Origin of the sequence: Tistrella mobilis (assembly GCF_039634785.1) — a bacterium.
GTDB lineage: Bacteria > Pseudomonadota > Alphaproteobacteria > Tistrellales > Tistrellaceae > Tistrella > Tistrella mobilis.
In genome coordinates this window covers 91,928-116,509 of record NZ_JBBIAB010000014.1, presented here as the reverse complement: position 1 = coordinate 116,509, position 24,582 = coordinate 91,928, and the positions used below count along the sequence as shown (strand labels likewise).

24 protein-coding genes and 2 tRNA genes are annotated in these 24,582 nt (G+C 69.3%); 6 read left to right on the top strand and 20 right to left on the bottom strand.

Annotation, left to right across the window (positions count from 1 at the left end):
- Positions 1–4 precede the first annotated feature (4 nt).
- The 8 genes from WI697_RS19250 to WI697_RS19215 form a co-directional block, all read right to left on the bottom strand.
- Positions 5–2,467 carry a heavy metal translocating P-type ATPase metal-binding domain-containing protein gene (locus WI697_RS19250; RefSeq protein WP_345959608.1) on the bottom strand — a complete coding sequence of 821 codons (2,463 nt, stop codon included), beginning with the start codon at positions 2,465–2,467 and terminating at the stop codon, positions 5–7.
- An 8-nt stretch (positions 2,468–2,475) separates the two neighbouring features.
- Positions 2,476–3,036, bottom strand: coding sequence for a FixH family protein (locus WI697_RS19245; RefSeq protein WP_345959607.1), 561 nt, complete (start codon positions 3,034–3,036; stop codon positions 2,476–2,478).
- Between the two features lie 75 nt (positions 3,037–3,111).
- Complete coding sequence (gene ccoG, locus WI697_RS19240; RefSeq protein WP_345959606.1) at positions 3,112–4,623, bottom strand: cytochrome c oxidase accessory protein CcoG; 1,512 nt, start codon at positions 4,621–4,623, stop codon at positions 3,112–3,114.
- Between the two features lie 72 nt (positions 4,624–4,695).
- Positions 4,696–5,565, bottom strand: coding sequence for a cytochrome-c oxidase, cbb3-type subunit III (gene ccoP / locus WI697_RS19235; protein WP_345959605.1), 870 nt, complete (start codon positions 5,563–5,565; stop codon positions 4,696–4,698).
- Positions 5,566–5,577: 12 nt separating this feature from the next.
- Positions 5,578–5,745, bottom strand: coding sequence for a cbb3-type cytochrome c oxidase subunit 3 (locus tag WI697_RS19230; RefSeq protein ID WP_082828314.1), 168 nt, complete (start codon positions 5,743–5,745; stop codon positions 5,578–5,580).
- 13 nt (positions 5,746–5,758) lie between these two features.
- The gene (gene ccoO, locus WI697_RS19225; RefSeq protein ID WP_298647611.1) at positions 5,759–6,484 is read right to left on the bottom strand and encodes a cytochrome-c oxidase, cbb3-type subunit II; all 726 of its coding nucleotides are present in this window, start codon (positions 6,482–6,484) and stop codon (positions 5,759–5,761) included.
- Between the two features lie 4 nt (positions 6,485–6,488).
- A complete protein-coding gene (ccoN, locus tag WI697_RS19220) occupies positions 6,489–7,979 on the bottom strand; it encodes a cytochrome-c oxidase, cbb3-type subunit I (protein WP_372016405.1) in 1,491 nt (496 codons plus the stop codon).
- Positions 7,980–8,011: 32 nt separating this feature from the next.
- Positions 8,012–8,269, bottom strand: a complete 258-nt coding sequence (locus tag WI697_RS19215) for a hypothetical protein (RefSeq protein ID WP_062762182.1) — start codon at positions 8,267–8,269, stop codon at positions 8,012–8,014.
- 378 nt (positions 8,270–8,647) lie between these two features.
- Here WI697_RS19215 and WI697_RS19210 point away from each other — a divergent pair, with 378 nt between their 5' ends.
- Positions 8,648–9,481: a sulfite exporter TauE/SafE family protein gene (locus WI697_RS19210; protein ID WP_345959604.1), complete on the top strand. Its 834-nt coding sequence runs from the start codon at positions 8,648–8,650 to the stop codon at positions 9,479–9,481.
- 6 nt (positions 9,482–9,487) lie between these two features.
- Here WI697_RS19210 and WI697_RS19205 read toward each other — a convergent pair whose 3' ends face one another.
- The 9 genes from WI697_RS19205 to WI697_RS19165 all read right to left on the bottom strand — a co-directional run bounded on the left by WI697_RS19205 (position 9,488) and on the right by WI697_RS19165 (position 15,413).
- The gene (locus tag WI697_RS19205) at positions 9,488–9,706 is read right to left on the bottom strand and encodes a hypothetical protein (protein WP_345959603.1); all 219 of its coding nucleotides are present in this window, start codon (positions 9,704–9,706) and stop codon (positions 9,488–9,490) included.
- A gap of 94 nt (positions 9,707–9,800) precedes the next feature.
- Positions 9,801–10,496 carry an ABC transporter ATP-binding protein gene (locus WI697_RS19200; RefSeq protein WP_345959601.1) on the bottom strand — a complete coding sequence of 232 codons (696 nt, stop codon included), beginning with the start codon at positions 10,494–10,496 and terminating at the stop codon, positions 9,801–9,803.
- Complete coding sequence (locus WI697_RS19195) at positions 10,493–11,245, bottom strand: ABC transporter ATP-binding protein (RefSeq protein WP_345959600.1); 753 nt, start codon at positions 11,243–11,245, stop codon at positions 10,493–10,495. The genes WI697_RS19200 and WI697_RS19195 overlap by 4 nt, the downstream gene beginning before the upstream one ends.
- The gene (locus WI697_RS19190; RefSeq protein WP_345959599.1) at positions 11,242–12,264 is read right to left on the bottom strand and encodes a branched-chain amino acid ABC transporter permease; all 1,023 of its coding nucleotides are present in this window, start codon (positions 12,262–12,264) and stop codon (positions 11,242–11,244) included. Before WI697_RS19190 ends, WI697_RS19195 begins: the two co-directional genes overlap by 4 nt.
- Positions 12,265–12,334: 70 nt before the next feature.
- Positions 12,335–13,252: a branched-chain amino acid ABC transporter permease gene (locus tag WI697_RS19185; protein ID WP_296710226.1), complete on the bottom strand. Its 918-nt coding sequence runs from the start codon at positions 13,250–13,252 to the stop codon at positions 12,335–12,337.
- An 81-nt stretch (positions 13,253–13,333) separates the two neighbouring features.
- Positions 13,334–14,521: an ABC transporter substrate-binding protein gene (locus WI697_RS19180; RefSeq protein WP_345959598.1), complete on the bottom strand. Its 1,188-nt coding sequence runs from the start codon at positions 14,519–14,521 to the stop codon at positions 13,334–13,336.
- A 91-nt stretch (positions 14,522–14,612) separates the two neighbouring features.
- Positions 14,613–14,855, bottom strand: coding sequence for an Lrp/AsnC ligand binding domain-containing protein (locus tag WI697_RS19175; RefSeq protein WP_062761366.1), 243 nt, complete (start codon positions 14,853–14,855; stop codon positions 14,613–14,615).
- A 210-nt stretch (positions 14,856–15,065) separates the two neighbouring features.
- Positions 15,066–15,152 (bottom strand) — tRNA-Leu (locus WI697_RS19170).
- A gap of 174 nt (positions 15,153–15,326) precedes the next feature.
- Positions 15,327–15,413: transfer RNA gene (locus WI697_RS19165), tRNA-Leu, on the bottom strand.
- 549 nt (positions 15,414–15,962) lie between these two features.
- Here WI697_RS19165 and WI697_RS19160 point away from each other — a divergent pair.
- From WI697_RS19160 to WI697_RS19140, 5 genes are all read left to right on the top strand, one after another.
- A complete protein-coding gene (locus WI697_RS19160) occupies positions 15,963–16,541 on the top strand; it encodes a TMEM165/GDT1 family protein (protein WP_062763870.1) in 579 nt (192 codons plus the stop codon).
- 136 nt (positions 16,542–16,677) lie between these two features.
- Positions 16,678–17,883: a GNAT family N-acetyltransferase/peptidase C39 family protein gene (locus WI697_RS19155; protein WP_345959597.1), complete on the top strand. Its 1,206-nt coding sequence runs from the start codon at positions 16,678–16,680 to the stop codon at positions 17,881–17,883.
- Positions 17,884–17,887: 4 nt separating this feature from the next.
- A complete protein-coding gene (locus tag WI697_RS19150; RefSeq protein ID WP_296710238.1) occupies positions 17,888–19,393 on the top strand; it encodes a RimK family protein in 1,506 nt (501 codons plus the stop codon).
- A 43-nt stretch (positions 19,394–19,436) separates the two neighbouring features.
- On the top strand, positions 19,437–19,871 hold the full coding sequence (locus WI697_RS19145) for a DUF2946 family protein (protein WP_345959596.1): 435 nt from the start codon (positions 19,437–19,439) through the stop codon (positions 19,869–19,871).
- A 60-nt stretch (positions 19,872–19,931) separates the two neighbouring features.
- The gene (locus WI697_RS19140; RefSeq protein ID WP_345959595.1) at positions 19,932–22,007 is read left to right on the top strand and encodes a TonB-dependent receptor family protein; all 2,076 of its coding nucleotides are present in this window, start codon (positions 19,932–19,934) and stop codon (positions 22,005–22,007) included.
- A 32-nt stretch (positions 22,008–22,039) separates the two neighbouring features.
- Here the strand turns inward: WI697_RS19140 and WI697_RS19135 are convergent, their stop codons facing one another.
- From WI697_RS19135 to WI697_RS19125, 3 genes are all read right to left on the bottom strand, one after another.
- A complete protein-coding gene (locus WI697_RS19135; RefSeq protein ID WP_345959594.1) occupies positions 22,040–22,258 on the bottom strand; it encodes a helix-turn-helix domain-containing protein in 219 nt (72 codons plus the stop codon).
- Positions 22,259–22,345: 87 nt separating this feature from the next.
- Positions 22,346–22,855: a PaaI family thioesterase gene (locus WI697_RS19130; RefSeq protein WP_345959593.1), complete on the bottom strand. Its 510-nt coding sequence runs from the start codon at positions 22,853–22,855 to the stop codon at positions 22,346–22,348.
- 40 nt (positions 22,856–22,895) lie between these two features.
- Complete coding sequence (locus WI697_RS19125; RefSeq protein ID WP_345959592.1) at positions 22,896–24,548, bottom strand: class I adenylate-forming enzyme family protein; 1,653 nt, start codon at positions 24,546–24,548, stop codon at positions 22,896–22,898.
- Between the last annotated feature and the right edge of the window lie 34 nt (positions 24,549–24,582).

Here is a 24,582-nt window from a genome sequence, read left to right as displayed (position 1 = left end):
GACGTCAGGACCGCACGCCGCGGCCCAGCCGGACCGCGTTCAGGATCACGATCAGCGACGAGCCGCTCATGGCGAGGGCGGCGATCAGCGGCGTGACGAAACCGGCCACCGCCGCCGGTACCGCAATCATATTGTACACGATGGCCGCCGCGACATTCTGACGCGCGGTGCGTTCCGCGGCGCGCGCCATGGCGAGTGTGGTGATCACGGCATCCAGCCGCTCGCCCCGGAACACCGCATCGGCGGCGCCCTGGGCCAGATCGGCACCGCCGGCCGGGGCGATGGAGGCGGCGGCCTCGGCCAGCGCCGGGGCATCGTTCAGCCCGTCGCCGACCATCAGCACCCGGCGGCCCTCGCCGGTCAGGTCGCGGATGCGCCGGGCCTTGTCGGCCGGCAGGGCCTCGGCCGTCCAGCCGTCGATGCCGACGGCGCGGGCGATCGCCGCCACCGCCTCGGGCCGGTCGCCCGACACCAGTTCCACACCCATGCCCCGCGCCTTCAGCGCCGCCACGGTCTCGGCCGCGGCGGGCCTCAGCGGATCTGCGAAACGGATCAGCAGCGGCGCGGCACCGGGCTCGACATACCAGAGTTCCGGCCCCGGAATGTCGTCGCCGGCAAGCGGTGTCGCGGCCCGGATCGCCGCGGCCGTCTCGTCGCTCAGCCCGCAGAACGCCGCCTTGCCCAGGCGTACCGCGCCCAGCGCCATGCCGTGGCCGGCCTGTTCGACCGCCGTTTCCCCGCCCTCCCCCGCCGGTGCCACGGGCAGAAGATCGGCCGGCACCGCCTGCGCCAGCGCCTGGGAGAGCGGATGGCGGCTCATCGCCGCCAGCGCCGCCGCCCGGCCGAGGCGCGCGCGGGCATCCGCATCGCCGGGCAGGGCCTCCAGCCCCACCGGCCGCGGCCGGCCGAGGGTCAGCGTGCCGGTCTTGTCGAGCACGACATGATCCACCTGGCCCAGCCGTTCCAGCGCCAGCGGGCTTTGCAGCAGCACGCCACGGCGGGCAAGGGCCGAGGCGGCGGCGACCTGGGTGGCCGGCACCGCCAGCGCCAGCGCGCAGGGGCAGGTGATGATCAGCACCGCCACCGCATGCGACAGCGCATCGTACCAATCGATCCCGATCAGCGCCCACCAGCCGAAGAAAGTGAGCAAGGCCGCCAGATGTACGGTCGGCGCATAGGCCCGCGACACCCGGTCGGCAAAGGCGACGCGGCCGGCGCGGCGCTGCTCGGCCGCCTCGATCAGCCGGGCCATTTCGGCCAGCTGGCCGTCCTCGCCCGCGGCATCGACCCGGATGTCGAGCGGCGCCCCCAGCACCACGGCGCCGCCGGTGACCCGGTCGCCCGGCACCACCATCCGCGGCAGGCTTTCGCCGGTCACCAGGCTCTGGTCGATCTCCCCCTGGCCGCGCAGCACCACGCCGTCGACGCCGATCCGTTCGCCCGCCGCCACCCGGGCGATCATGCCCGGCCGCACATCGGATGCCGCCAGCCGGCGCAGCGCGCCCGTCGCCTCGTCCAGGATCGAAACCGGCTGGCGCGCCAGCGCGATCAGCTCCGCCACCGTGCGGCGGGCCTGGCCGCGGGCGCGGGCATCCAGCACCCGCCCGATCAGCAGGAAGAACAGCAGCATGGTCGCGCTGTCGAAATAGGCATGCAGCTCGCCGCGCCAGGTATGGGCCAGAGAGGCCGCGGCGGTCAGGATCACGCCGATCGAGATCGGCACATCCATGTTGGTCCGCCCGCGCGACAGCGCGGACCAGGCCGATTTGAAGAAGGGCCGGCCGGCATAGGCGATCGCCGGCAGGGCGATCAGGGCCGAGGCCCAGTGCAGCAGGCTGCGGGTCGCCTCGCCCATGCCCGCGTCACCGGCCGCCCAGATGCCGATCGACAGCAGCATCACATTGCCGGCGGCGAAACCCGCCACTGCCATGGCGCGGATCAGCTCCCGGCCCTGGGCGTCATCGGCGGCCGCCATGCGCTCGGCATCGTAGGGCAGAAGGCGATAGCCCAGGCGCACGGCCGGGTTGACCAGCCGGTCGGCCAGCTCCGGCGCGCCCTGCCAGGCGACGCGCAGCCGCCGGGTGGTCATGTTCATGCGCGCATCCGCCACCCGGTCGTCGGCGGCGATCGCCCGCTCGATCAGCTGGACGCAGGCCGCGCATTGCAGCCCGTCGACCATCAGATCGATGGTGTTGCGACCCCGGTCGTCGGTGCGGACATGAGAGACAAGCTCGGGCAGTTCCTCGTCCGGCCTGGGCGGCCGGGCGGTCGGGTCCAGCGTGCGGCGGGCGTAAAGCCCGTCGAGGCCCAGTTCGCGGACCAGATCGGCCGCGGCGGCGCAGCCGGTGCAGCAATACCGTTTCCCGGCCGCATCCGCGGTTCCCCGCCCGATCACCGGCTGCCCGCAATGGGCGCAGGCGACCGCGGCCGCATCCTCGCGGCCGGCACCGGTCAAGGGTATGCTCATGGTTCAGGTCACTCCGTCTCGCCCGACTTCGCCCCGGCCTCGCCCGTGGCGGGCGCGATCCAGAGCCTGTGGGTCGAAATGTGGCGATCCTTGCCCCGGGTGACAATGACGTGCAGATCCCACTGCCCCGGCCGCACGCCGGGGCCGACCAGCCGCCAGGTGCCCGCCGGCCAGCCCGGGCGCGGCATGGCCATCAGGGCCACCCGCTCGCCATCCAGCGGCCGTTGCAGGCGGGCATCGACCGTGGCACCGGCCAGCGGCCCATCGGGGCCGGCAAGGGTCAGGGCGAAATCGCTCTCGCCCGCGGGCGTGCCCGGCTCGACCGCGGTGGTCACCGTCCAGCCCAGCCGGTCCTGAGCCTCGACCGCGGCGACCAGCCGGTCGTAATCCAGGCCGCGTTCGAAGGGCTTGTCCACCACCACGCCGGTGAAGCCGTCCAGCGCCTTGACGATCAGCGTGGTGTTCACCGCCACCACCACCAGGAAGCCACCGACGAAAACCCAGGGGATCCAGGCGCTCTTGCGGCCGGAAGCCTTGGTGCGGGGCTGCATCGGAAGACTGCGGGCCATGGGCTCGTCTCCTGGCTCTGAAAGAAGCTCCAGGTGCCCGGGGGCACCTGGAGAGGCATCGATCTGTTCCGGTGATCAGGGCACCTGGACCGGCGCCACGCTGTTCACGCGCTGGGTGCGGTCGCCGCCCGATGGCGGGGCCACGAAGACGGTGGCCACACTCGCCTCCTCACCCGTGGTGAGGTTGCGGATATGCACGTCGATCGGGGTCTGCTCTTCCGGGATCGCCTTGCGCGGCATGGCGATGAACATCCGGAGCGCGCCCTGGGTGTCGCCGCGCACCTCGACATTGTCGGCCGGCAGCTCGCGGCCGTCGGGGGTGTGGACGCTGGCGACCAGGCCTTCGGGGCCGTCGACGGTCACCGCGAATTCAGACCCTTCGGGGCGGCGGTTGGTGATCTTGAGCGTATAGCCGTTGCGGATGGAACCGTCGGACAGGGTGACGAACAGCGGCGCCCGGTCGCGGATGACGGTGGCATCGACCCGGGTGCGGGTCAGCATCGCGGTCATCATCACCGCCCCCAGCACCACGATCAGGCCGGCATAGATCAGGGTGCGCGGGCGGATGATCTTCATGTGCCGCGGCTGTTCACCCTTGGCCAGCGCCGTCTGATTGGCGAAGGTGTCCCAGGTGATCAGGGCACTGGGCCGGTGCAGCTTGTCCATCACATTGTTGCAGGCGTCGACGCAGAGGCCGCAATTGATGCATTCCAGCTGGATGCCGTCGCGGATGTCGATGCCGGTCGGGCAGACCTGGACGCACTGGGTGCAGTCGACGCAGTCGCCGCGCAGATCGAAGCTCTCGCCCTTGCGGTACTTGCCGCGCGGCTCGCCCCGCCAGGCCTGATAGGTGACGGTGACCGTCTGGTCGTCGAGCATCGCCGCCTGGAAACGCGGCCAGGGGCACATATAGGTGCAGACCTGTTCGCGCGCCCAGCCTGCCAGCGTGTAGGTGGTGATGGTGAACAGCGCGAACATGGAATAGACCGTGGCCGAGGCCTGGCCGGTCAGGATCTCCACGGTCACGGTCGGCGCGTCGCGGTAGTACATGATCCAGGCGCCGCCGGTGGCGGCCGCGATCAGCACCCAGGCGCCATGCTTGGCGACCTTGCGCCAGGCCTTGTCGAAGCTGAGGGCCGCCTTGTCGCGGCGGATGCGCTCGGCGCGATCGCCTTCGATCTTGCGCTCCACCCACATGAACAGGTCGGTCCAGACCGTCTGCGGGCAGGCATAGCCGCACCAGAGGCGGCCGTAGAGGCTGGTCACCAGGAACAGCAGCACGGCGCCGAAAATCAGCAGGCCGGCCAGGTAGTAGATCTCGTCGGGCCAGATCTCCAGATTGAAGAAATAGCCGCGCCGGCCTTCGAGGTCGAGGAGCAGGGCCTGATCCGGGCGTCCCGGCCCGCGATCCCAGCGGATCCAGGGCAGGATGTAATAGACGCCGAGCATCACCACCAGCAGGGCCCATTTGATCCGGCGGACCGGACCCTGAACCGCCTTGGCATAGACCTTCAGGCGGTTGGCGAACAAGGCTGGCGGGGCGGTGGTGTCGTCGTGACCGCCCATATCGATGCCGGAGGTGGACATGGTCCTGGCTCCTCGGGGAAGAGGTCGGCCCGGCCGGCCCTTCTGATGGGACCGGCCGGACGGGGGAAGCGGTTATTCGCCGCCGCCCAGGCTGTGGACGTAGACTGCGAGCATGTTGATGGTGGCGTCGTCCAGGCGGCCGCCCCAGTTGGGCATGACGCCGTGGCGGGGCTGCGCCACCTGGGCCATGACCTGGTCCAGGCTGCCGCCATAGAGCCAGACCTGGTCCGCAAGGTTCGGCGCACCGAAGTCGCGGCCGCCATGCCCGGTCTCGCCGTGGCAGGAGGCGCAGTTGTCTGCAAAGATCTGAGCACCTTCGGTCTTCACCGCCGGGGCCGGATCCGCTGCGCCTGACAGCGACAATACATAGGTCGCGACGGTCTGGATTTGATTCCTGTCAAGAATCTCACCAAAAGCCGGCATCTGCGACGTCCGGGTATCCGCATCGGTGGCCGAGCGGATGCCGTGGAGCAGGGTCTGGCGGATGGCGTGGATGTCGCCACCCCACAGCCAGTCGTCGTCACCCAGCGCCGGATAGCCCGCCTGACCGGCACCGCCGGCGGCATGGCAGGCGGCGCAGTTCTCGGCGAAGGCGACCCGGCCGCCCGCCACCGCATAGGTGGCGGTCTCGGGATCCTTCAGGATGTCGGCAACGTCGGTACCGCGGATCTTGGCCAGGATGTCGGCCCGGCCCGCCTCGACGGCCGCCAGGTTCTGGGCGTGCTCGACGCGGGTGGAATACCCGAGCAGCCCCTTGAAGTAGGTGGTCCCCAGCGGGATGCCCGGGAAGAGCACCACCCAGACGGCCGCATAGGCGATCGTGGCATAGAACACCCAGAGCCACCATTTCGGCAGCGGCGTGTTCAGTTCCTTGATCCCGTCCCATTCGTGGCCGGTGGTCATACGGCCCGTGGCCGTATCCTTTTCGATCTTGGTCGGCATGGCGCCAGTCCTTCAGGCGTCGTCGTCGCGAAGCGGGATGCGGGAAGCGCTGTCCATCGCGGCCTTCTGGCCGGGAAGGAAGGCCCTCACACCGATCACGACGAGCAGGATCATGACGGCGACGATCCACCACGAGCGGACGAACTGATAGAGAGCGACCAGTTCCTCATAGCCAGGCATGGATGTGGCCTCCTCACTGCTGCAGTTCGTCTTCCGTCAGGTCGTTGAACCGCACCATGGTGCCCAGGACCTGCAGATAGGCGACAAGGGCGTCCATCTCGGTCAGCTTCGCGGTGTTGCCGTCGAAGTCGTCGACACGTGCGCCGGGATAGCGGGCGAGCAGGCCTTCGGCATCGCTCATCGGGTCGGCCTGGGCGACGAGATCGGCCTTCATGCTGTCGATCATCTCCGCCGTGTAGGGCACGCCCACCATGGCATTGGCTTCCAGCCGCCCCTTCAGGTTGCCAGCCTCCAGCGGCCGCTCCGCCAGGAAGGCGTAGGTCGGCATCACCGAGCCCGGCACCAGGGCGCGCGGGTCGATCAGATGGCCCACATGCCATTCGTTGGAGTACTTGCCGCCGACGCGCGCCAGATCGGGACCGGTGCGCTTCGACCCCCACTGGAAGGGATGGTCGTACTTGCTTTCGGCCGCCAGGCTGTAATGGCCATAGCGTTCCGCCTCGTCCCGGAAGGGCCGCACCTGCTGGCTGTGGCAGGTGTAGCAGCCTTCGCGGATGTAGATGTCGCGCCCGGCCAGCTCCAGCGGGGTGTAGGGGCGCACCCCGTCCACCGCTTCGACCGTGGTCTCGATGGTGAAGAGGGGGATGATCTCGACCATGCCGCCGATGGCGACGGTGCCGAGGGTGAGGATGACCAGAAGCCCGGTGCGCTTCTCGATCTTGTCATGCGTGAGCGCCATCGGATCAGGCCTCCACCGCTGCGGCGGCCGCGGGCTTGCGGGCAGCGACCGGCTGGCCGGCACGCACCGTCATGATCAGGTTGTAGACCATGATCAGGGCGCCCACGAGGAACAGCACGCCGCCCAGACCGCGGATGATGTAGAAGGGATGCATGGCCATGACGGTCTCGATGAAGCTGTACTGCAGGAAGCCCAGCTCGTCATAGGCGCGCCACATCAGGCCCTGCATGATGCCCGACACCCACATCGAGGTGATGTAGAGCAGGATGCCCAGGGTCGAAATCCAGTAGTGCCACGAGACCAGCGGCAGCGAATACAGCTCCTTCTTCTTCCACAGGGTCGGCACCAGCATGTAGATCGCGCCGAAGGAGACGAAGGCGACCCAGCCCAGCGCACCGGAATGCACATGGCCGATGGTCCAGTCGGTGTAGTGGCTGAGCGCGTTGACCGCGCGGATCGACATGACCGGGCCTTCGAAGGTCGACATGCCGTAGAAGGCGACCGAAGTGACCAGGAAGCGGATGACCGGGTCGGTGCGCAGCTTGTCCCAGGCGCCCGAGAGCGTCATCAGACCGTTGATCATGCCACCCCAGGACGGCATCCACAGCATGACCGAGAACACCATGCCCAGCGTCTGCGCCCAGTCGGGCAGCGCGGTGTAGTGCAGGTGATGCGGGCCCGCCCAGATGTAGAGGAAGATCAGCGACCAGAAGTGGACGATCGACAGACGGTAGGAATAGACCGGCCGCTCGGCGCGCTTGGGAATGAAGTAGTACATGATGGCCAGGAAGCCGGCGGTCAGGAAGAAGCCCACCGCGTTATGGCCGTACCACCACTGCACCAGCGCGTCCTGCACGCCCGAGAACACCACATAGCTCTTCGAGCCGACCAGGCTCGCCGGGATGGCGAGGTTGTTCACGATGTGCAGCATCGCGATGGTCACGATGAAGGCGATGTAGAACCAGTTCGCCACATAGATATGGGGCTCGCGCCGGCGCACGACCGTGCCGATGAAGGCCACGAAATAGCAGACCCAGACGATGGTCAGCCACAGGTCGATATACCATTCCGGCTCGGCGTATTCCTTGCCCTGGCTGAAGCCCAGCAGGTAGCTGAGGGCGGCCTGGACGATGAAGAAGTTGTAGCCCCAGAAGATGAAGCGGGCGAGCGCCGGGCCGCCGAAGAGCGGCGCGCGGCAGGTGCGCTGCACCACGTGGAACGAGGTGCCGATCAGCACGTTGCCGCCGAAGGCGAAGATCGCGGCCGAGGTGTGCAGCGGCCGCAGGCGCCCGAACGAGGTGTATTCCAGGCCGAGGTTCAGCGAGGGGAAGGCCAGCTGGAAGGCAATATAGGTGCCCGCCAGAAAGGCCGCGACGCCCCAGAACATCGCGGCGATCACGAACAGACGCACCGTCTCTTCGTCGTAGCGGGCGGCGCTGCGCACGGGCGCGGATGCGCGCGTCGTGCCGTCGCCATAAGTTGCGGTCATCGTCATTTGGTCACCGCTCCGGTGTCAGAGGGCGCGCATCACAGATCGGGACCGTCGGCGGGGAGATGCCCCTCGCCATCGGTCTCGACCGCTGCGTAGTGCCGGTTGATCTCGCCGACGATGTAGACGATCGCCAGCACGCCCAGGCCCAGGCCGAAGATGCGGATGCCCATGTCCATGGCGTGCCCCGCCATGAACAGGCCGACCACACCGGCCACCGTCAGCAGTGCGCCGATCACGATCGAGACGCCGTCGGCGCCGATCGGCCTCTTCTCGCCCTTGTCGCTGTTGCTCATGCCCGTATCCTCGAGTCTTGGCCCATTTGCGGGTGCGGCGGCGTCAAGGGCCCGCTTCGCCCCGCCGGCTTTCGACGGAACCCGGGGCACACGTCGCCCCTGCCCGTCTCCATGACCGCGACCCTATTCCGGCCGGAAGCTCACAGCCTTGACACAGGTCAAGGCGGATCGTGACAGGGCTGGTGAGGATCGGTCAGGATGGCGTTCAGGACCGCGGCGGATGGTCGCACGACCGCCGCCCCAGGCCCCGGCCGGGGCCCACCTGCATCAGGTCAACCGCCCCCGGCCGGGGCCCGCCTGCATCATGTCAACGCCATTGCCGGATACTACCTCCGCGATCCTTCCGGAATCGTTAATCGCCCGGGCGAGCCTTCTTCCATGTTCGATGCCATCGATCTCGACACGCTTGCGGCGCTGTGCCGCCCGGCCTTCAGCGGCGATGCCGCAGGCTGGGGCGGGTTTGCGACGCTCATGGGTGCGCTCGCCCTCGCCGGCCTTGCCGGCGGGCTGATGCACTGTGCGCCGATGTGCGGGATTTTCGTGCTGGCCCAGGTCGATGCCCGGCTCGCCCGGGTGCCGGTCGCGGCCATGTCGGAAACAAGCCGGCTGCGTGCCGGGCTGCTGCCCGGTTATCATCTGGGGCGGATCGCGACCTATGCCGGGCTGGGTGCCGTGGCGGGGCTGGTCGGCCAGGGCCTGGGGGACGGGCTGGCGATGGTGGGCCGGCTGCGCGACTGGGCGGCGGTGCCGCTGGGGCTGGCGGGGCTGGTGCTGCTCGCCTCGGCCGCAGCGCGGCTCGGCCTGTTCGGCCAGTTGAATGTCAGGCCGCAGCCTGCGATCACCGGCGGCCAGCGCCCTCCGGCAGCCGGCGGCATCGCCGGCTTCGCCGCCCGCATGCTCACCCGGGTGCGGCCCTGGCTCGCCGGCGGCGGCTGCCGCGGCGTCGGCACGGGGCTGGTGCTGGGCTTCCTGCCCTGCGGCCTGGTCTATGCGGCGCTGGCGGCGGCGCTCGCCTCGGGCCGGCCGCTGGCCGGTGCGCTCGCCATGATCGCCTTCGGCCTCGGCACCGTGCCCGCCCTCTCGGCCGTGGGCCTGGGTGGCCAGGCGGTGCTGCGCCGCCGCCCGGCCCTCGCCCGCAGGGCCGCCCCGGCCCTGCTCGGCCTGGCCGCCCTGCCACTCATCGCCGGGGCGGCGGTCATGATCGTGGGGTGACGGCCCTTACGATCCGCGGTGGATCACCTGCCATGCAATCGGGATATAGCCCGAATCCGGCGTCGCCGGCTTCTGGAAGATGAAGAAGCCGTTCTGATTGCTGCTCTGATTGTTGAAATTGATCGTGTAGGTCACACCACCGGCCTGATCCAGCGCCTCGTCGGGCAGGGCGTCGTCGGTGGCGGGCTGATCGGCGGCGATGTCGGGGGACTTTTCCGTGGTCATGTCGGCTACTCCTGAATCCGATGGCGACCAGCATGGCCGGTTCAGCCACGCGCCGCCAGCCCCGATCGGGCCCGAGGTCGCCGGTCGTTGACCGTCAGACCCCGACCAGCCGCCGCGCTTCGCCCCCGGCATCGGCAAGCGCCGCCCCCGGCCCCGCCCAGGCGACGCGGCCGCGTTCCAGGCCGACGGCACGATCCGCCAGATGCGCCAGCGCCTTCAGATCCTTGTCGACCACCAGGATCGCCAGCCCGTCGGCCTTCAGCCGGGCGAGCGCCGCCCAGATGTCGCGGCGGATCAGCGGCGCCAGCCCCTCGGTCGCCTCGTCCAGGATCAGCAGGCGGGGGTTGGTGAGCAGGGCACGGCCGATCGCCAGCATCTGCTGCTCGCCGCCCGACAGCAGCCGGGCGCGCTGGCCGGTGCGCTCGGCCAGGCGCGGGAACAGCTCGTGCACCCGGGCCTCGGTCCAGGGGCCGGGGCGCGCGGTGGCGACCAGGTTCTCGTGCACGCTGAGGCCGGGGAAAACCTGCCGGCCTTCGGGCACCAGGCCCAGCCCGGCGCGGGCGATGCGATGCGGCGCGGCCCCGGTGACATCGGTGCCGTCCACCCTGACCCGGCCGCCGGTCACCGTCACCAGCCCCAGCGCCGCGCCGATGGTCGACGATTTGCCCATGCCGTTGCGGCCGATCAGCGCCACCACCTCGCCCGCATGCACGGCCAGATCGATGCCGAACAGCACCTGCGCCGGCCCGTAACCGCCGGTGACGCCGACCATCTCCAGAACCGCGGTCATGCCTCGTCCTCACCCAGATAGGCCGCGATGACCTTCGGATCGGCACGGATCCCGTCCGGGCTGCCCGCGGCGATCGCCCGGCCCGCGACCAGCACCGTCACCCGATCGGCGAGCGCGAACACCGCCTCCATGTCGTGCTCGACCATCAGAATGGTGGTCTCGCGGCCGAGTGCGCGAATCGTCTCGATCATGGCGGCGCTCTCGTCGGGGCCAAGGCCTGCCAGCGGCTCGTCCAGCAGCAGCAGCCGCGGGCGCTGCGCCACGGCGAGCGCGATTTCCAGCCGCCGCCGCTCGCCATGGGACAGCACCGCCGCCGGCCGCCGGTCGGCCGGGTCCAGCCCGAAGCGCGCCAGCACCGCCGCCGCCCGCGCCGTCAGATCCCGGTCCCGCGCCCGCGCGGCAAAGGGCCGCCAGACGGCGCGGGTCGGCGCCAGCAGCCCGACCTCGATGGTTTCCACCGCCGTCAGGCTGGGGAACAGCGCCACGATCTGATAGGCGCGCACCAGCCCGCGCCGGGCGCGGGAGACCACGCCCAGGGCACCGACATCGCGGCCGTCAAAGCGGATCCGCCCGGCATCGGCCATGATTTCGCCCGAAATCAGCGCGCAGGCCGTGGTCTTGCCGGCACCGTTGGGGCCGATCAGGGCATGGATCTGCCCGGGCATCACCTGAAGCGACAGATCGTCGGCGGCGGCCAGCGCCCCGAACCGGCGGGTGACGCCGGCAAGTTCCAGCAGAGCCGCGGTCATGGCCGCCCCCGCCGCCGGATCCGGCTCCAGGCCCGGGCAAGGGTGCCCGTGACCCCGCCCCGGTTGAAGATCGCCGCCAGCACCAGCATCGGCCCCAGGATCGCCGCCCAATGTTCGGTCCAGCGGCCGAGCATCTCTTCCAGAACCACCATGATCGCGGCACCGGCCACGGCCCCGGCGGGCGTCGCCGCCCCGCCCAGCACCACCATCACCATCAGCTCGCCCGATGTCGTCCAGGCCAGCGGCGTCGGGCTCACGAAGCCGATCAGATTGGCGTTGAGCGCACCCGCCACCCCCGCCACCGCGGCCGCCGTCACGAAGGCCGCCAGCCTCAGGCCATAGGGGCTGCGGCCCAGCGCCCTCAGCCGGCGTTCGTCGTCGCGCGCCGCCGCCAGCACCAGCCCGTAGCGGCTGCCCGATATCCGGTGGGCAATGCCGAGCCAGAGCCCGAGCAGGGCGACGCAGATCCAGTGGAAGACGAGATCGTCGCCGGTATCCAGGCCAAGCCCGCCGATGGCCGCGGTGTTGCGGCTCCACATCGACAGCCCGTCCTCGCCGCCATAATCGGCGAAGGCGATGGTGACGAAATAGAGCATCTGCGAGAAGGCGAGCGTGATCATGATGAAATAGGCGCCGCCGGTGCGCAGACTGACCGCCCCGATCGGCAGCGCGATCAGCGCCGCCGCGACCGCCGCCGCCGGCAGGGTGACCAGCAGGCTGTCGGCGCCGGCGCCGGCCAGAAAGCCCAGCGCGCCGTCCATGCCCTGGGCATGGTGAAAGGCGACGCCCACCGCATAGGCGCCGATGCCGACGAAAGCGCCATGGCCGAGCGAGGGCAGCCCGGCGCCGCCGATCAGCAATTGCAGGCTGGCGGCCGCCAGCCCCCAGATCGCGATCCGGGTGGTGAGCGAGACGAGATATCCGGCCCCGGCCGCCTCGGCCACCAGCGGTGCCAGGGCCAGAAGGACGATCAGGACCAGAGCGGCACGACCGCCGCGCCCGGGTGCGCCGATATGCATCGATGTGGATGCATCTGCAACACCCGCCCCGGCCGGATGCATCGACGTCGATGCAGTTTCGGGCTCACGCTCAGTCCCGGCCACCGAACACCCCCTTCGGACGAATGGCCAGCACCACCGCCATCAGCAGATAGATCGTCATCGATGCAAGTGCGGCGCCGATCTGGTCGGCCGCGGCCGGCGGCAGCAGCTCGCGCGCCAGCTGCGGCAGATAGGCCCGGCCGAGCGTGTCGGCTAGGCCGACGATGATCGCGCCGGCAAAGGCGCCCTTCACCGAACCGATGCCGCCGATCACGATCACCACGAAGGCCAGGATCAACACCGGCTCGCCCATGCCGACCTGCACCGCCAGCACCGGCCCGGCCATGGCGCCGGCGAGACCGGCCAGCAGCCCGCCCAGCGCGAAAAGCACGGCATAGAGCCGGCCGATATCGACGCCCAAGGCCGCGACCATCCGCCGGTTCTGGGCGCCGGCACGGATCAGCATGCCGAGGCGGGTGCGCTCGATCAGCAAAGCGAGGCCCCCGGCCACCACCAGGCCGGCCAGGATGATCGCCAGCCGCCAGGCCGGATAGGGCGTGCCGGGCAGCACCTCCACCGTGCCGGCGGCAAAGGCCGGCACGTCGAGGAACAGCGGCCGCGGCCCGAACAGGATCCGCACCATTTCATTGGCGAACAGCACGATGCCGAAGGTGGCGAGCACCTGGTCCAGATGGTCGCGGGCATAGAGCCGGGAGATGACCAGCCGTTCGATGACGAAGCCGAGCAGGGCCGCCACCGGCAGCGCCGCCAGGATGCCGAGCGGGACCGAACCCGTCTCCGCCGCAACGAAAGCGGCCGCGAAGGCGCCGCACATATAGAGCGCGCCATGGGCAAGGTTGAGCACGCCCATCACGCCGAAAACCAGCGTCAGGCCGGCGGCAATCATGAACAGCATGACGCCGAGCTGCAGGCCGTTCAGGACCTGCTCGAGAACAAGGGAAGACATCAGCGGATACAGGAACACCGCCGGCGGCCGCGGGGCGCGGGCCGGGGTTGCCCCCGCCGCCCGCGGCCGGCCGGTCCGGTATCACATCTTGCAATCGGCCGCGTAGGCGTCGACGTGGTCGTCGAACACCTTCGCGACGATGCGGTTGACCAGCCGGCCCTGATCGTCCTTCACCACTTCGCGGGCGTAGAGATCCTGGATCGGATGCTGGTTGTTGCCGAAGCGGAATTCGCCGCGGACGCTGTCGAACTTCGCGGCTTTCATCCCGGCCCGCAGCCCGTCGCGATTGGCCACGTCGCCACCCACCGCTTCCAGACCCGCGCCCATGATATGCGCCGCTTCATAGCCCTGCATGGCATAGACCGAGGGCAGACGGCCATAGGCCTTCTCGAAGCCCGCAACGAAGGCCTTGTTGGCGGGGTTGTCGAGATCGGTCGACCACTGGGCGCCGTTGATCACGCCCAGCGCCGCATCGCCCACCGCCGGCAGGATGTCCTGCGAGAACGAGAAGGCGGGGCCGTAGAGCTTGATCTTGCCCTTCAGACCGGCCTGATCGAACTGCTTCACGAAGTTGATGCCCATGCCGCCGGGCAGGAAGATGAAGACGCCCTCGGGGTCGGCCGCGCGGATGCTGGCGATTTCCGCCGCGTAATCCAGCTGGCCCAGCTTGGTGTAGACCTCCTGGACCACTTCCCCCTTGTAATAGCGCTTGAAGCCGGTCAGCGAATCCTTGCCCGCCGGATAGTTGGGGGCAATCAGGAACATGCGCTTCAGCCCGGCCTGTTCCACGGCCGCACCGGTCGCCTCGTGCAGATTGTCGTTCTGATAGGCGGCGTTGAAATAGTTCGGGCTGCAGCCGGCACCGGCCAGCTGCGAGGGGCCGGCATTGGAGCTGACATAGATCACGTCGTCGCGGGTGACCTTGGGCACCACGGCCAGCGCCAGGTTCGAGAACACGATGCCGGTCATCAGGCTGACGCCGTCTTCCTTCACCAGCCGGTCGGCCGCCTGCACGGCGGTTTCGGGCTTGCGGGCGTCGTCGACGGTCAGCACCTCCACCGGCACGCCGCCCAGCTTGCCGCCGGCTTCCGTCACCGCCAGCATGAAGCCGTCGCGGGTGTCGCCCCCCAGCCCCGCGCCATCACCGCTCAAGGTGGTGAGCAGGCCGATCTTCACCGGATCGGCCGCCTGGGCCGCCGCCAGCCCGAAGCCCATCACGATACCCGTCGCCGCCGCGATCATCCGCGAGGCCGCCTTGTTCGTCGTCATCTCCCGTCCCGTCCCTGCGAGGTGTGGCCAAGCCTTTCCCGGCGACCCCGCGCTCCCCGCGGACCCGCCTGCCCGTCCCGGTGGCCCGGGATCAGGTGAAGGCCTTGAAGGTGATCATCGTGAAGGTGTCCTTGACGCCAGAAATGGCGTGGAGCTTCTCGTTCACGAAATGCCCGATGTCGCGGCCGGGCGCCAGATAGCACTTCATCAGCAGGTCGTACTGACCCGAGATCGAATGCACCTCGGAAATCTCCTCGATCGTCGCCACCGCCTGATGGGCGACGTCATAGGCCTTGCCGAGTTCGCATTTGATAAGGACGAAGATGGTCTGCATGGGGCTCCGACCGGCATGAGATCAGGGAAAATGGGCCGGCGGCAGGGGCGCACACGGCCGTTTCGCCGACCGTACCCGGTTTTGCCCGCTTTGGGTAGCGGCTGCGCCGGAACTCTGTGCGCCTGGACAGGGATTAAAAACGACAAAAGCCGGCCACCATGAACGGTGCCGGCTTGATCCGAATCTTCAACTCGCCCTGCTTCGGGAGAGTGGTGCGACCAGCAGGACTTGAACCTGCACGCCCTTTCGGGCACTAGCCCCTCAAGCTAGCGCGTCTACCAATTCCGCCATGGTCGCAGCGGTGTCGTGTGGTCCGTGGTTATACGCAAAACCGCCCCGGATGCAAGCATCGTCGTCAGAAAAACGACACAAGATCCGGTATTTCGGCTTTGCCAACAAAAAACCCGCCGAACCTAGGCGGGCGTTTCGTTGACGATGACGCTTCCCGATGGTCACCCTCCTTTTGGAGAGTGGTGCGACCGGTAGGACTTGAACCTACACGTCCGTACAGACACTAGTACCTGAAACTAGCGCGTCTACCAATTCCGCCACGGTCGCATCGGGCGTCGTCGTCGTGGCGGTCTTATAGCCAATACTCCGGGAGGAGCGCAAGAGGTCTTTTTCATGGGGACGCAACATTTCTGAGGGGGCCGGGGCATGCCTGAATCCAAACCATTGACCTGTAATGAAAATGCCATATCCGCCCCCTCGAAAAAAAATCCGCGCACCGCCTCCGCCCCCTCTCGGACCGCTCATGATCCCCCGCAAAGATTGACACCCGAGCCGCCTCCGGGGCATGCTCCACCCACTTCCGAGGGGGAGTAGCCGACCGCGCGCAGGCCAGACGGCCTGACAGGACGGATCGCACGTCAACAGACTTGCCCGCAGGGTTGGCCCGCGAGGGTTGTGGCCCGGCATCCGGCATGGCGTGCGAGCGACGGGGACCATCCCGGCGCCGGCGAGACCTTCGGACGCGATCGCATCGACCGTCGACACCAGCGCGACGGGACGGCCGGACCGGCCGATGCGTGTCGTGTCCGATCGTGCTCGCTGCTTGCGCGCCAGGAATTCAGGTCCGGCCGTCCACCCTCGGAGGCAGATCACATCATGGAAGCGCTCGCGGTCTCCACGCTCGTCGTGGCCCTGGCGGAAATCGGCGACAAGACACAGCTGCTCGCACTCGCGCTCACGCTGCGCTATCGCAGCCCCTGGCCGGTGGCGGCCGGCATTCTGGTCGCAACGCTCGCAAACCACGCCGTGGCGGGCGCGGTGGGTGCCGCCGTCGCCGCCCATGTCGATCCGCAATGGATGCGCTGGATCCTGGGCGCCTCGTTCATCGCCATGGGCCTCTGGGTTCTGGTGCCGGACAGGCTGGACGAGGACGAAGCCCCCCGCAGCACCGCCCGCGGCGCCTTCCTGGCCACCACCCTCGCCTTCTTCGTGGTCGAGATCGGCGACAAAACCCAGGTCGCGACCGTGGCCCTCGCCGCCGATTATGCGCCGCTGATCGCGGTCGTCATCGGCACCACCATCGGCATGATGATCGCCAACCTGCCGGTCGTGTTCCTGGGCGACCGCATCACCCGGGTCATCCCGCTGGGCCTGGTCCGCAAGGCGGCGGCCGCCCTGCTGATCGTGCTGGGCGTGCTCGCCCTGCTGGACGGCGGTGCGCTGCTGCACCTCTGACAGGGTCGCGGCGGAATCCGCAGGGCGGCCATCCCGATCTTGCCACTTGAACCGGCGCCGTCGACGGTGAACATGTCTGGGCAAGACAGATCTCTGCCATCCGGTGACGGCAGAGCCGGAACGGAGCCCGGGTGGCATGGATGACGGTGGGGCAGGCAGATATGCGGCGGGTGCGGCGGCGGCGGCGCCCATTGCCCCGGCACGGCGCCCCGCCATCGCCATCCGCGACGCGACCCTTGCCGATATCGACGCGCTGCTGGCGATCGAAAACGCCTCCTTCGTCCACGACCGGATCAGCCGCCGCAGCTTCCGCCATCTGCTGACCCGCGCCCATGCCGATACGGTGATCGCCGAAACGGCGGGTGCCGACGGGCGGATGGTCGTCGCCGGTTATGCGATGGTGCTCTACAACACCGGCACCCGGCTCGCCCGGCTCTATTCCATCGCCACCGCCCCCGGCTGGCGCGGGGCGGGGATCGGCGGCCGGCTGCTGGCCGAGGTGGAGGCCCGCTCGCGGGCGGCCGAGGCCACCACCATCCGCCTGGAAGTCCGTGCCGACGCGCCCGATGTGGCGGCGATCTATGAACATGCCGGCTATCGCCGCTTCGGCCGCTATGTCGCCTATTACGAAGATGCGGTAGATGCGATCCGCATGGAGAAGTCGCTGGCCCGGCGCCTGGATCCGTCGCGCGACCGCGTGCCCTATGTGGAACAGAGCCTGCCCTTCACCTGCGGGCCGGCGGCGCTGATCATGGCGATGCATGCGCTCGACCCCGAACGCGCCACCGGCCCTGAGGAGGAACTCAGGATCTGGCGCGAATCCACCACGATCTTCATGACCTCCGGCCATGGCGGCTGCTCGCCCCATGGTCTGGCGCTGGCGGCCGCCGCCCGCGGCTTCGGCGTCCGCCTGCACGTCACCGGCCAGGGCGTGCCCTTCGTCGACGGCGTGCGGAGCCCGGAAAAGAAGCGGGTGATCGAGATGGTCCAGGCCGAATTCGCGCGCGAGATCGCGGGCGAGCCGCTGATCACCCTCGACGAGCGCCCGGCCACGCTCGACGACATCGCCACGGCCCTAGGCCAGGGCGAGATCCCGCTGCAGCTGGTCAGTTCCTGGCGCTTCGACCGGCAGAAGGCGCCGCATTGGGTGGTGGTGGTCGCGGTGGACGACGCCTGCGTCCACATTCATGATCCCTTCGTCGACCGCGACGAAGGCCGCGCCCCCATCGACTGCATCCGCATCCCCGTCCCCCGCCGCGATTTCGAGCGCATGTCGCGCTACGGCCGCGCGGGGCTGCGTGCCACGCTCTTCATCTCCTCCCTTCCCACACCGGGTTCCTGAGCCAATGCACCGGCATATCGTCATCGTCGACCGCCCCGAGGATCGGGCATCGGTACCTGCCGCCACGGGCCGCGTGGTGCTGACGGCGCGCGAATTCGTCGAGGCGCCGCCGCCCGAGAAGCCCGGCGCCAAGGTTGTGAACCTGGTCAGGGATCATCACTATCTCTCGCTCGGCTATTACGCCTCTCTGCTGGCGGAAGGCCGGGGCGAGAAGGTCATCCCCACCCCCCATGCCCTGACCGAGATTTCCTCGAAGCGCATCTACGCCCATGCGCTGCCCGAGCTGACGGCGATCGCCCGGCGGCATCTGCTGGCGCCGGCAGACGGCGGCGCGGTCACCCGCACGGTTACGGTGATCTTCGGCGAGACCTGCGAGGCCGAGACCGCGGCGCTGGGCCGGCGGGCCTTCGAACTGTTCCGCCTGCCGCTGATGGCGCTGCACCTGACCTATGGCGCATCGGAACCGGCGGCCGGCGGCCGGCTGGGCTGGACGGTGCGCTCCATGCGCAGCCGCAGCCTGCGCGGGCTGGATGTGGCCGAACGCGGCCGGTTCGACACCGCGCTCGACCGTTTCACCACCGATCGCTGGCGCGACCCGAAACCCAGGGCCAGCAGCCGCTACAGCCTGGCGATCCTGCACGACCCCGCCGACCCGCTGCCGCCGTCGAACCCCAAGGCGCTGGAACGGTTTCGCAAGATCGGCCGGAGCCTCGGCATGGAGGTGGAGCTGATCACCCGGCGCGACTATCCGCGGCTGGCAGAATACGATGCGCTGTTCATCCGCGAGACCACCCGGATCGACCACCACACCTTCCGCTTCGCGACCAGGGCGCAGCAGGAAGGCATGCCGGTGATCGACGATCCGCAGTCGATCGTTCGCTGCACCAACAAGATCTATCTGGCCGAGCTGCTGCGCACCCACAACCTGCCGGCGCCGCGCACCATGATCCTGCACCGCGACCGGCTGCTGGAGGCCGAGACGCTGGGCTATCCGATCGTGCTGAAGATCCCCGACGGGGCCTTCTCCGACGGCGTCTTCAAGGCCGAAAACCGCGAACAGCTGGTGGCGCTGGGCGCCCGGGTCTTCGCCCGCAGCGAGCTGGCGCTGGCGCAGTCCTTCGTCTACACCGCCTTCGACTGGCGGGTGGGCATTCTGAACCGGCAGCCGATCTATGCCTGCCAGTATTTCATGTCGCGCAACCACTGGCAGATCGTGAAGCATGGCGGCGACGGCCGGATCGACGAGGGGCGGTTCCGCACCTTCGGCGTCGACGAGGCCCCGGCCGAGGTGATCGATGCCGCCCTGCGCGCCGCCGCCCCGATCGGCGACGGGCTCTATGGCGTCGATCTGAAGCAGAATGCCGAGGGCGTGTTCGTGATCGAGGTCAACGACAACCCCAATATCGATGCGGGGGTCGAGGATGCGGTGCTGAAGGACGAGTTGTACCGCATTGTGCTGAAGGAGTTCATCCGGCGGATCGATGCCGCCCGGGCAGGTACTGCGACGTAATGCCGCAGATCTGAGCGGCGCCCCGCATCCCTACACTGCACCGATGACGGGGCACGGACGGCGGACCGCAGACCAGGGCAGGCATGTTCACCAGCCGGCACGGCGCTTTCTGCGCCGCGCAGCCGGCTGGCTGGCGCTGCTTGCCCTGCTGCTGACCCAGCCGGCCATGCTGGCCGGCATGACCATGGCGGAAGCCGGCCCGGCGGTCGCCCGCGCCGCCGGCCTGCCCGACGGGCTGTTCGACCCGGCCTCGATCTGCCATGTGCCCGATGCCTCAGGCGATCCGGCCGCGCCCGCCCATGACGGCGCCGGCGGCCATCACTGCGCGCTGTGCACCGCCGTCACGCCGGCCCCGTCGCCATGGGTGCCGCGGCCAGGAGAGGCCCATGTCCGGGCCCCGCGACCGGCGCGCCCCGCCTGTCGCCACCGGCCGGCCCGCCGCCGCCGTCGCCGCCCGCGCGCACCGCCCGCCTCCTGATCCGCCAGGCCTTTCCGGTTGAGGCCTTTCCGGTTTCCAGGATCAGGACATAAAGACAAGATGATCACCCGCTTTCCGCCCCGCGGCGGCCGTACCCGGCCGGCCGTGCGCTGCCTGCTGTCGGCCACGGCCGTCACTGCCCTCACCCCGCTTTCCGCCCTGGCCGACGATGCCGCAACCACTTTGCCCCGGCTTCAGGTCGAGGCACCGGCCACGGCCTCACGCACGGCGCCCGATGCCGCAACCCGCACGGCCGAGCTGGAGGCCCGCCTGCCCGGCAGCTTCGCCGTGCTGCCGGCCGCCGCGTTCGAGAACAGCCGCGCCTTCACCCTGGGCGACATGATCGCGACCGTGCCCGGCGTCTATGCCCAGTCGCGCTTCGGCCAGTCCGAGACCAAGCTGTCGATCCGCGGATCCGGCCTCAGCCGCAATTTCCACATGCGCGGCGTGAAGCTCAGCCTGGATGGCCTGCCGATCAACACCAATGACGGCGCCGGCGATTTTCAGCAGATCGACCCGCTGACCCTGCGCCAGGTGGAGGTGCTGAAGGGCGCCAACGCGATGTCTGACGGCGTGTCGATGCTGGGCGGCGAGGTCCGGATGGAAAGCCGGACGGGGTTGAGCGATCCCGGCGTCACCGCCCGCGCCGAGACCGGCAGCTTCGGCTTCGTGCGCACCCATGCGGGTTTCGGCGTGGCCGAAGGCCGGATGGATGCCCATCTTTCGGCGACGCTCAATCGTGAGGACGGGTTTCGCGCGCATTCGGCCCACGACAACAAGACCTTCGCCGGCAATCTCGGCTGGCGGGTGAGCGATACGGTCGAGACCCGGCTCTATCTGGGGTATGATGATCTCTGGCAGGAACTGCCGAGCGCGCTCACCCTGGATCAGGCGCTGAACCGGCCGCGGAGCACAGCGGCCGGCAACATCACCGGCGACCAGCGCCGCGACATCAGTTCGGTCCGGCTGGCCAATCGCTGGTCGATCTCGCTGGGCGAGGCGACGGAACTGGAACTCGGCGGCTGGGTGCTCGACAAATCGCTCTACCACCCGATCTTCCAGGTGCTCGACTACGACTATCTGGATGGCGGCGTGCAGGCGAAGCTTTCCACCACCACCGAGCTTGCCGGCATGTCGCACGGTCTCACCTTCGGCGTGCGGCTGGCCGGCGGCGAGACCGATGCCCGACGCTATGTGAACATCGGCGGCAGCCGCGGCGCGCTGACCGCCGAAGGCACCGAGCGCGGCCGCACCTACGAGGCCTGGGCGGAAGACGCGATCGGCCTCACCCCCGCCCTCACCCTGGTGCTGGGCCTGCAGGCGATGCATGCGACCCGCGGCTATGACGATGCCTTCCTGTCGGATGGCGATGATTCGGGCGAGGCGCGCTATGACGAACTCAACCCGCGCCTGGGGCTGATCTGGCAGGCGGCGCCGGACTGGCAGCTCTATGGCAATCTGTCACGCAGTGCCGAGCCCCCGACCCTGTCGGAGGTGAACCCGAGCACGGCCCCGGGCTTCGCCGATATCGACGCCCAGACCGCCTGGACGCTGGAAATCGGCAGCCGCGGCCACATCGGCCGGCTGGGCTTCGATGTGGCGGTCTTTGAATCGCGCATCCGCGACGAACTTCAGACCTTCGGCACGATCACCGGCGGCACCACCACCATCAATGCCGACCGCACGATCCATCGCGGGCTGGAAGCCGGTTTCGACCTGACGCTGACCGAGGTGCTGGCGCTCAAGGCCTCGTATACCTGGTCGGATTTCCGCTTCGACGGCGACCCGACCTATGGCGACAACGCCCTGCCCGGCATGCCGCCGCACCGGGTGTATGGCGAACTGCGCTGGCAGCCGGTCCAGGGCGCCTGGATCGCGCCCAATGTCGAATGGGTGCCGGTCGACTATGCCGTCGACAATGCCGAAAGCCTGGACGCCCCCGGCTATACCCTGCTCGGCATCCGCGCCGGCTGGGAACCGGTCGCTGGCGTGACCCTGTTCCTGGACGGCCGCAACCTGACCGACGAGAACTACATCGCCACCACCAGCGTCGCCCCCACCGCGGATGCCGACGCCGCCCTGTTCTATCCGGGCAACGGCGCCGCGATCTATGGGGGGATTTCGTACCGCTTCTGAGCCGTCAGCCGGCGTGGGGCTTGGCCATGAGGTCAGGCCCTGCCCTCTTCATGCCCCGGAGTCTGCATACCCACTTCCTCAGCCGGCCCGTTTCTCGTCATGAGCAGGCGCCTCGCGCGGGCAGCGACACACCGGGCATTGGCGATATAGGCCGCATCGCCCGTTTCCAGCGCCTCCGCCACGAACAGCGCGATGCCGTCCTCGGACAGCAGGTCTTCTGCCGGATCATAAAGGCTCGGCCCCTGGGTCATGCGCATCTGTCGGTTTGAGGGAAGAGCCGAAACGTCAGGGCATGCGGCAACTGTGCCACGCACCGCCTGCAAGACGCCAGAGCGGCCTTACGCCCCAAACACCGTCTTGGTGATCCGCGCCGCGGCGTAGACCGTGTCGCCCAGCCGGGCCTCGGCGTCGAGGAAGGCGACGCGGCGGCCGCTGCGGATGACGCGGGCGTGGAAGCGCAGATCGGCGCCGATGGGGGCCGGGCGCATCACGCTGACGAAAATGTCGTGGGTGGAGGCGTTGGCGCCCTCGGGCAGATGGGGCAGCAGGGCCAGATAGGCGGCAGGATCCAGCAGGCCGTAGAGCACGCCGCCATGGACCGTACCGGCGGGGGTGGCATGGCGGGCATCCAGGCGCAGGCGCGATTCGGCACCGTCGCGGGTGATGCGCACCAGTTCGAACCCCATCAGCCGCTGAAAGGGCAGGCTCAGCACCAGTTCGACATCGGCGCGGCGGGCGGCCGGAAAGTCGGGGCCGAGCGCACCTTCGGGGATCAGCGGGCCCGGATGTTCGACGGAGGCGGCCGCGGCGGCAAGCGCCGCGGCCAGATCGGGGAGAGGTCGGGTCACGAGGACGGTGTTCCGTGGCTGTCTGCAATACCGGTCGGGATCAGGCGGCCGCTTCGGCGAGCGCCCGGTCGCGCAGATCGCGCTTCAGCAGCTTGCCGTTGGCATTGCGCGGCAGCGGGTCGGCGCCGAAGGTGAAATAGTCGGGCACCTTGTAGTCCGACAGCCGGGCGGCGAGGAAGGATTTCAGGGTGGCGGCCACCTCGTCCTCGGTCTTCTCCAGCCCCTCGCCCTTCAGCATCACGAAGCAATGGGTGCGCTCTCCCAGCACCGGGCAGGGCCGCGAGACGATGGCGCTTTCCGACACCCAGGGATGGAAGGAGAGTTCGCTTTCGACCTCGGCCGAGAAGATCTTGTAGCCGCCGCGATTGATCATGTCCTTGCGGCGGTCGAAGACCTTCACATAGCCGGCCTCGTCCATCGAGCCGATATCGCCCGAGCGCCAGAAGCCCGAGACGAAATTCTCGGCATTGGCATCCGGCCGTGCCCAATAGCCCTTCACCACCATCGGCCCGCGAATCCACAGCTCGCCCGCTTCGCCCGGGCCCACCTCGCGGCCGGCTTCGTCCATGATCCGGATTTCGGCGCAGCGCACCGGCCGGCCGACGGTGTCGCCCCGGGTGGCACCTTCACCCAGCGGCATGATCGTGCTGGGCGAGGTGGTCTCGGTCGCGCCATAGGCATTGACCAGGATCAGCCCGGGCAGCAGTTCCGCCAGACGGCTGATGGTCGCCATCGGCATCGGCGCGCCGCCATAGCCGCCGATCCGCCAGGCGGCGAGGTCGTAGCCGGCGAAATCGGGCTGGAGCAGGCAGAGATTGTACATCGCCGGCACCATGATCCCATAGGTCATGCGCTCGGCTTCGGCGAGCTTCAGAAAGGCGGGCGCCTTGAAGGCGCGCATCATCACCGTCGCACCGCCGACCCGGATCATCAGCGCGACCACCGCCACCAGCCCGGTGACATGGGTCGCCGGCACCGCCAGCACCGACCGCTCGCGCCCGTCCATGGTGAGCGCCATGTGGTCGACGTAATGCTCGCAGGAATGGACGATGTTGATGTGCGACAGCTCGGCGCCCTTGGGCTTGCCCGTGGTGCCCGAGGTGTAGAGGATGACCGCGGTGTCGTCTTCGCCGACCGCGGCCCAGCCGCCGAAAGGCCGGCCCGCCTCGATCTCGGCCCAGGGCAGCGCGCCCGCGGGCGCCGGGCCGTCACCATCGCCCACGGCGATGCGCAGGGCCAGCGTCGGGACATCCGCCGCATCGGGCAGGCGGTCGGCCAGCTCGTCTTCGAAGATCACCGCCTTCGCGCCGCAATTGCCCAGCACATAGGTGAGTTCGGGCTTCTGCTCGCGGGTGTTGAGCGGCACCGCGATCGCCCCCAGCCGGACGCAGGCCAGCCAGGCGGTCACGATCTCGGCCCGGTTGCCGAGCAGCAGGCCGACCCGGTCCCCCTGGGCCACGCCCGCCGCCGCCAGGGCGCCCGCCACCCGGTCCGAGGCGGCTTCGAGCCCGGCATAGGTCATCCGCCGGTCGCCGTCGATCACCGCCTCGGCCTCGGCCATGCGGGAGAAGGTGGCGCGGACCAGCGCGCCCAGATCGGCGGGGCGATCGGCGTAACAGGGCAGGACGCGGTCGCCGAAATGGAGTTCGCGCCGGAGCATGGGGGCGGGGGAGGCTTGATCAGTCTGGGACATCGGTCTGGCTTCGCATCTGACTGGGGAGCGGAAG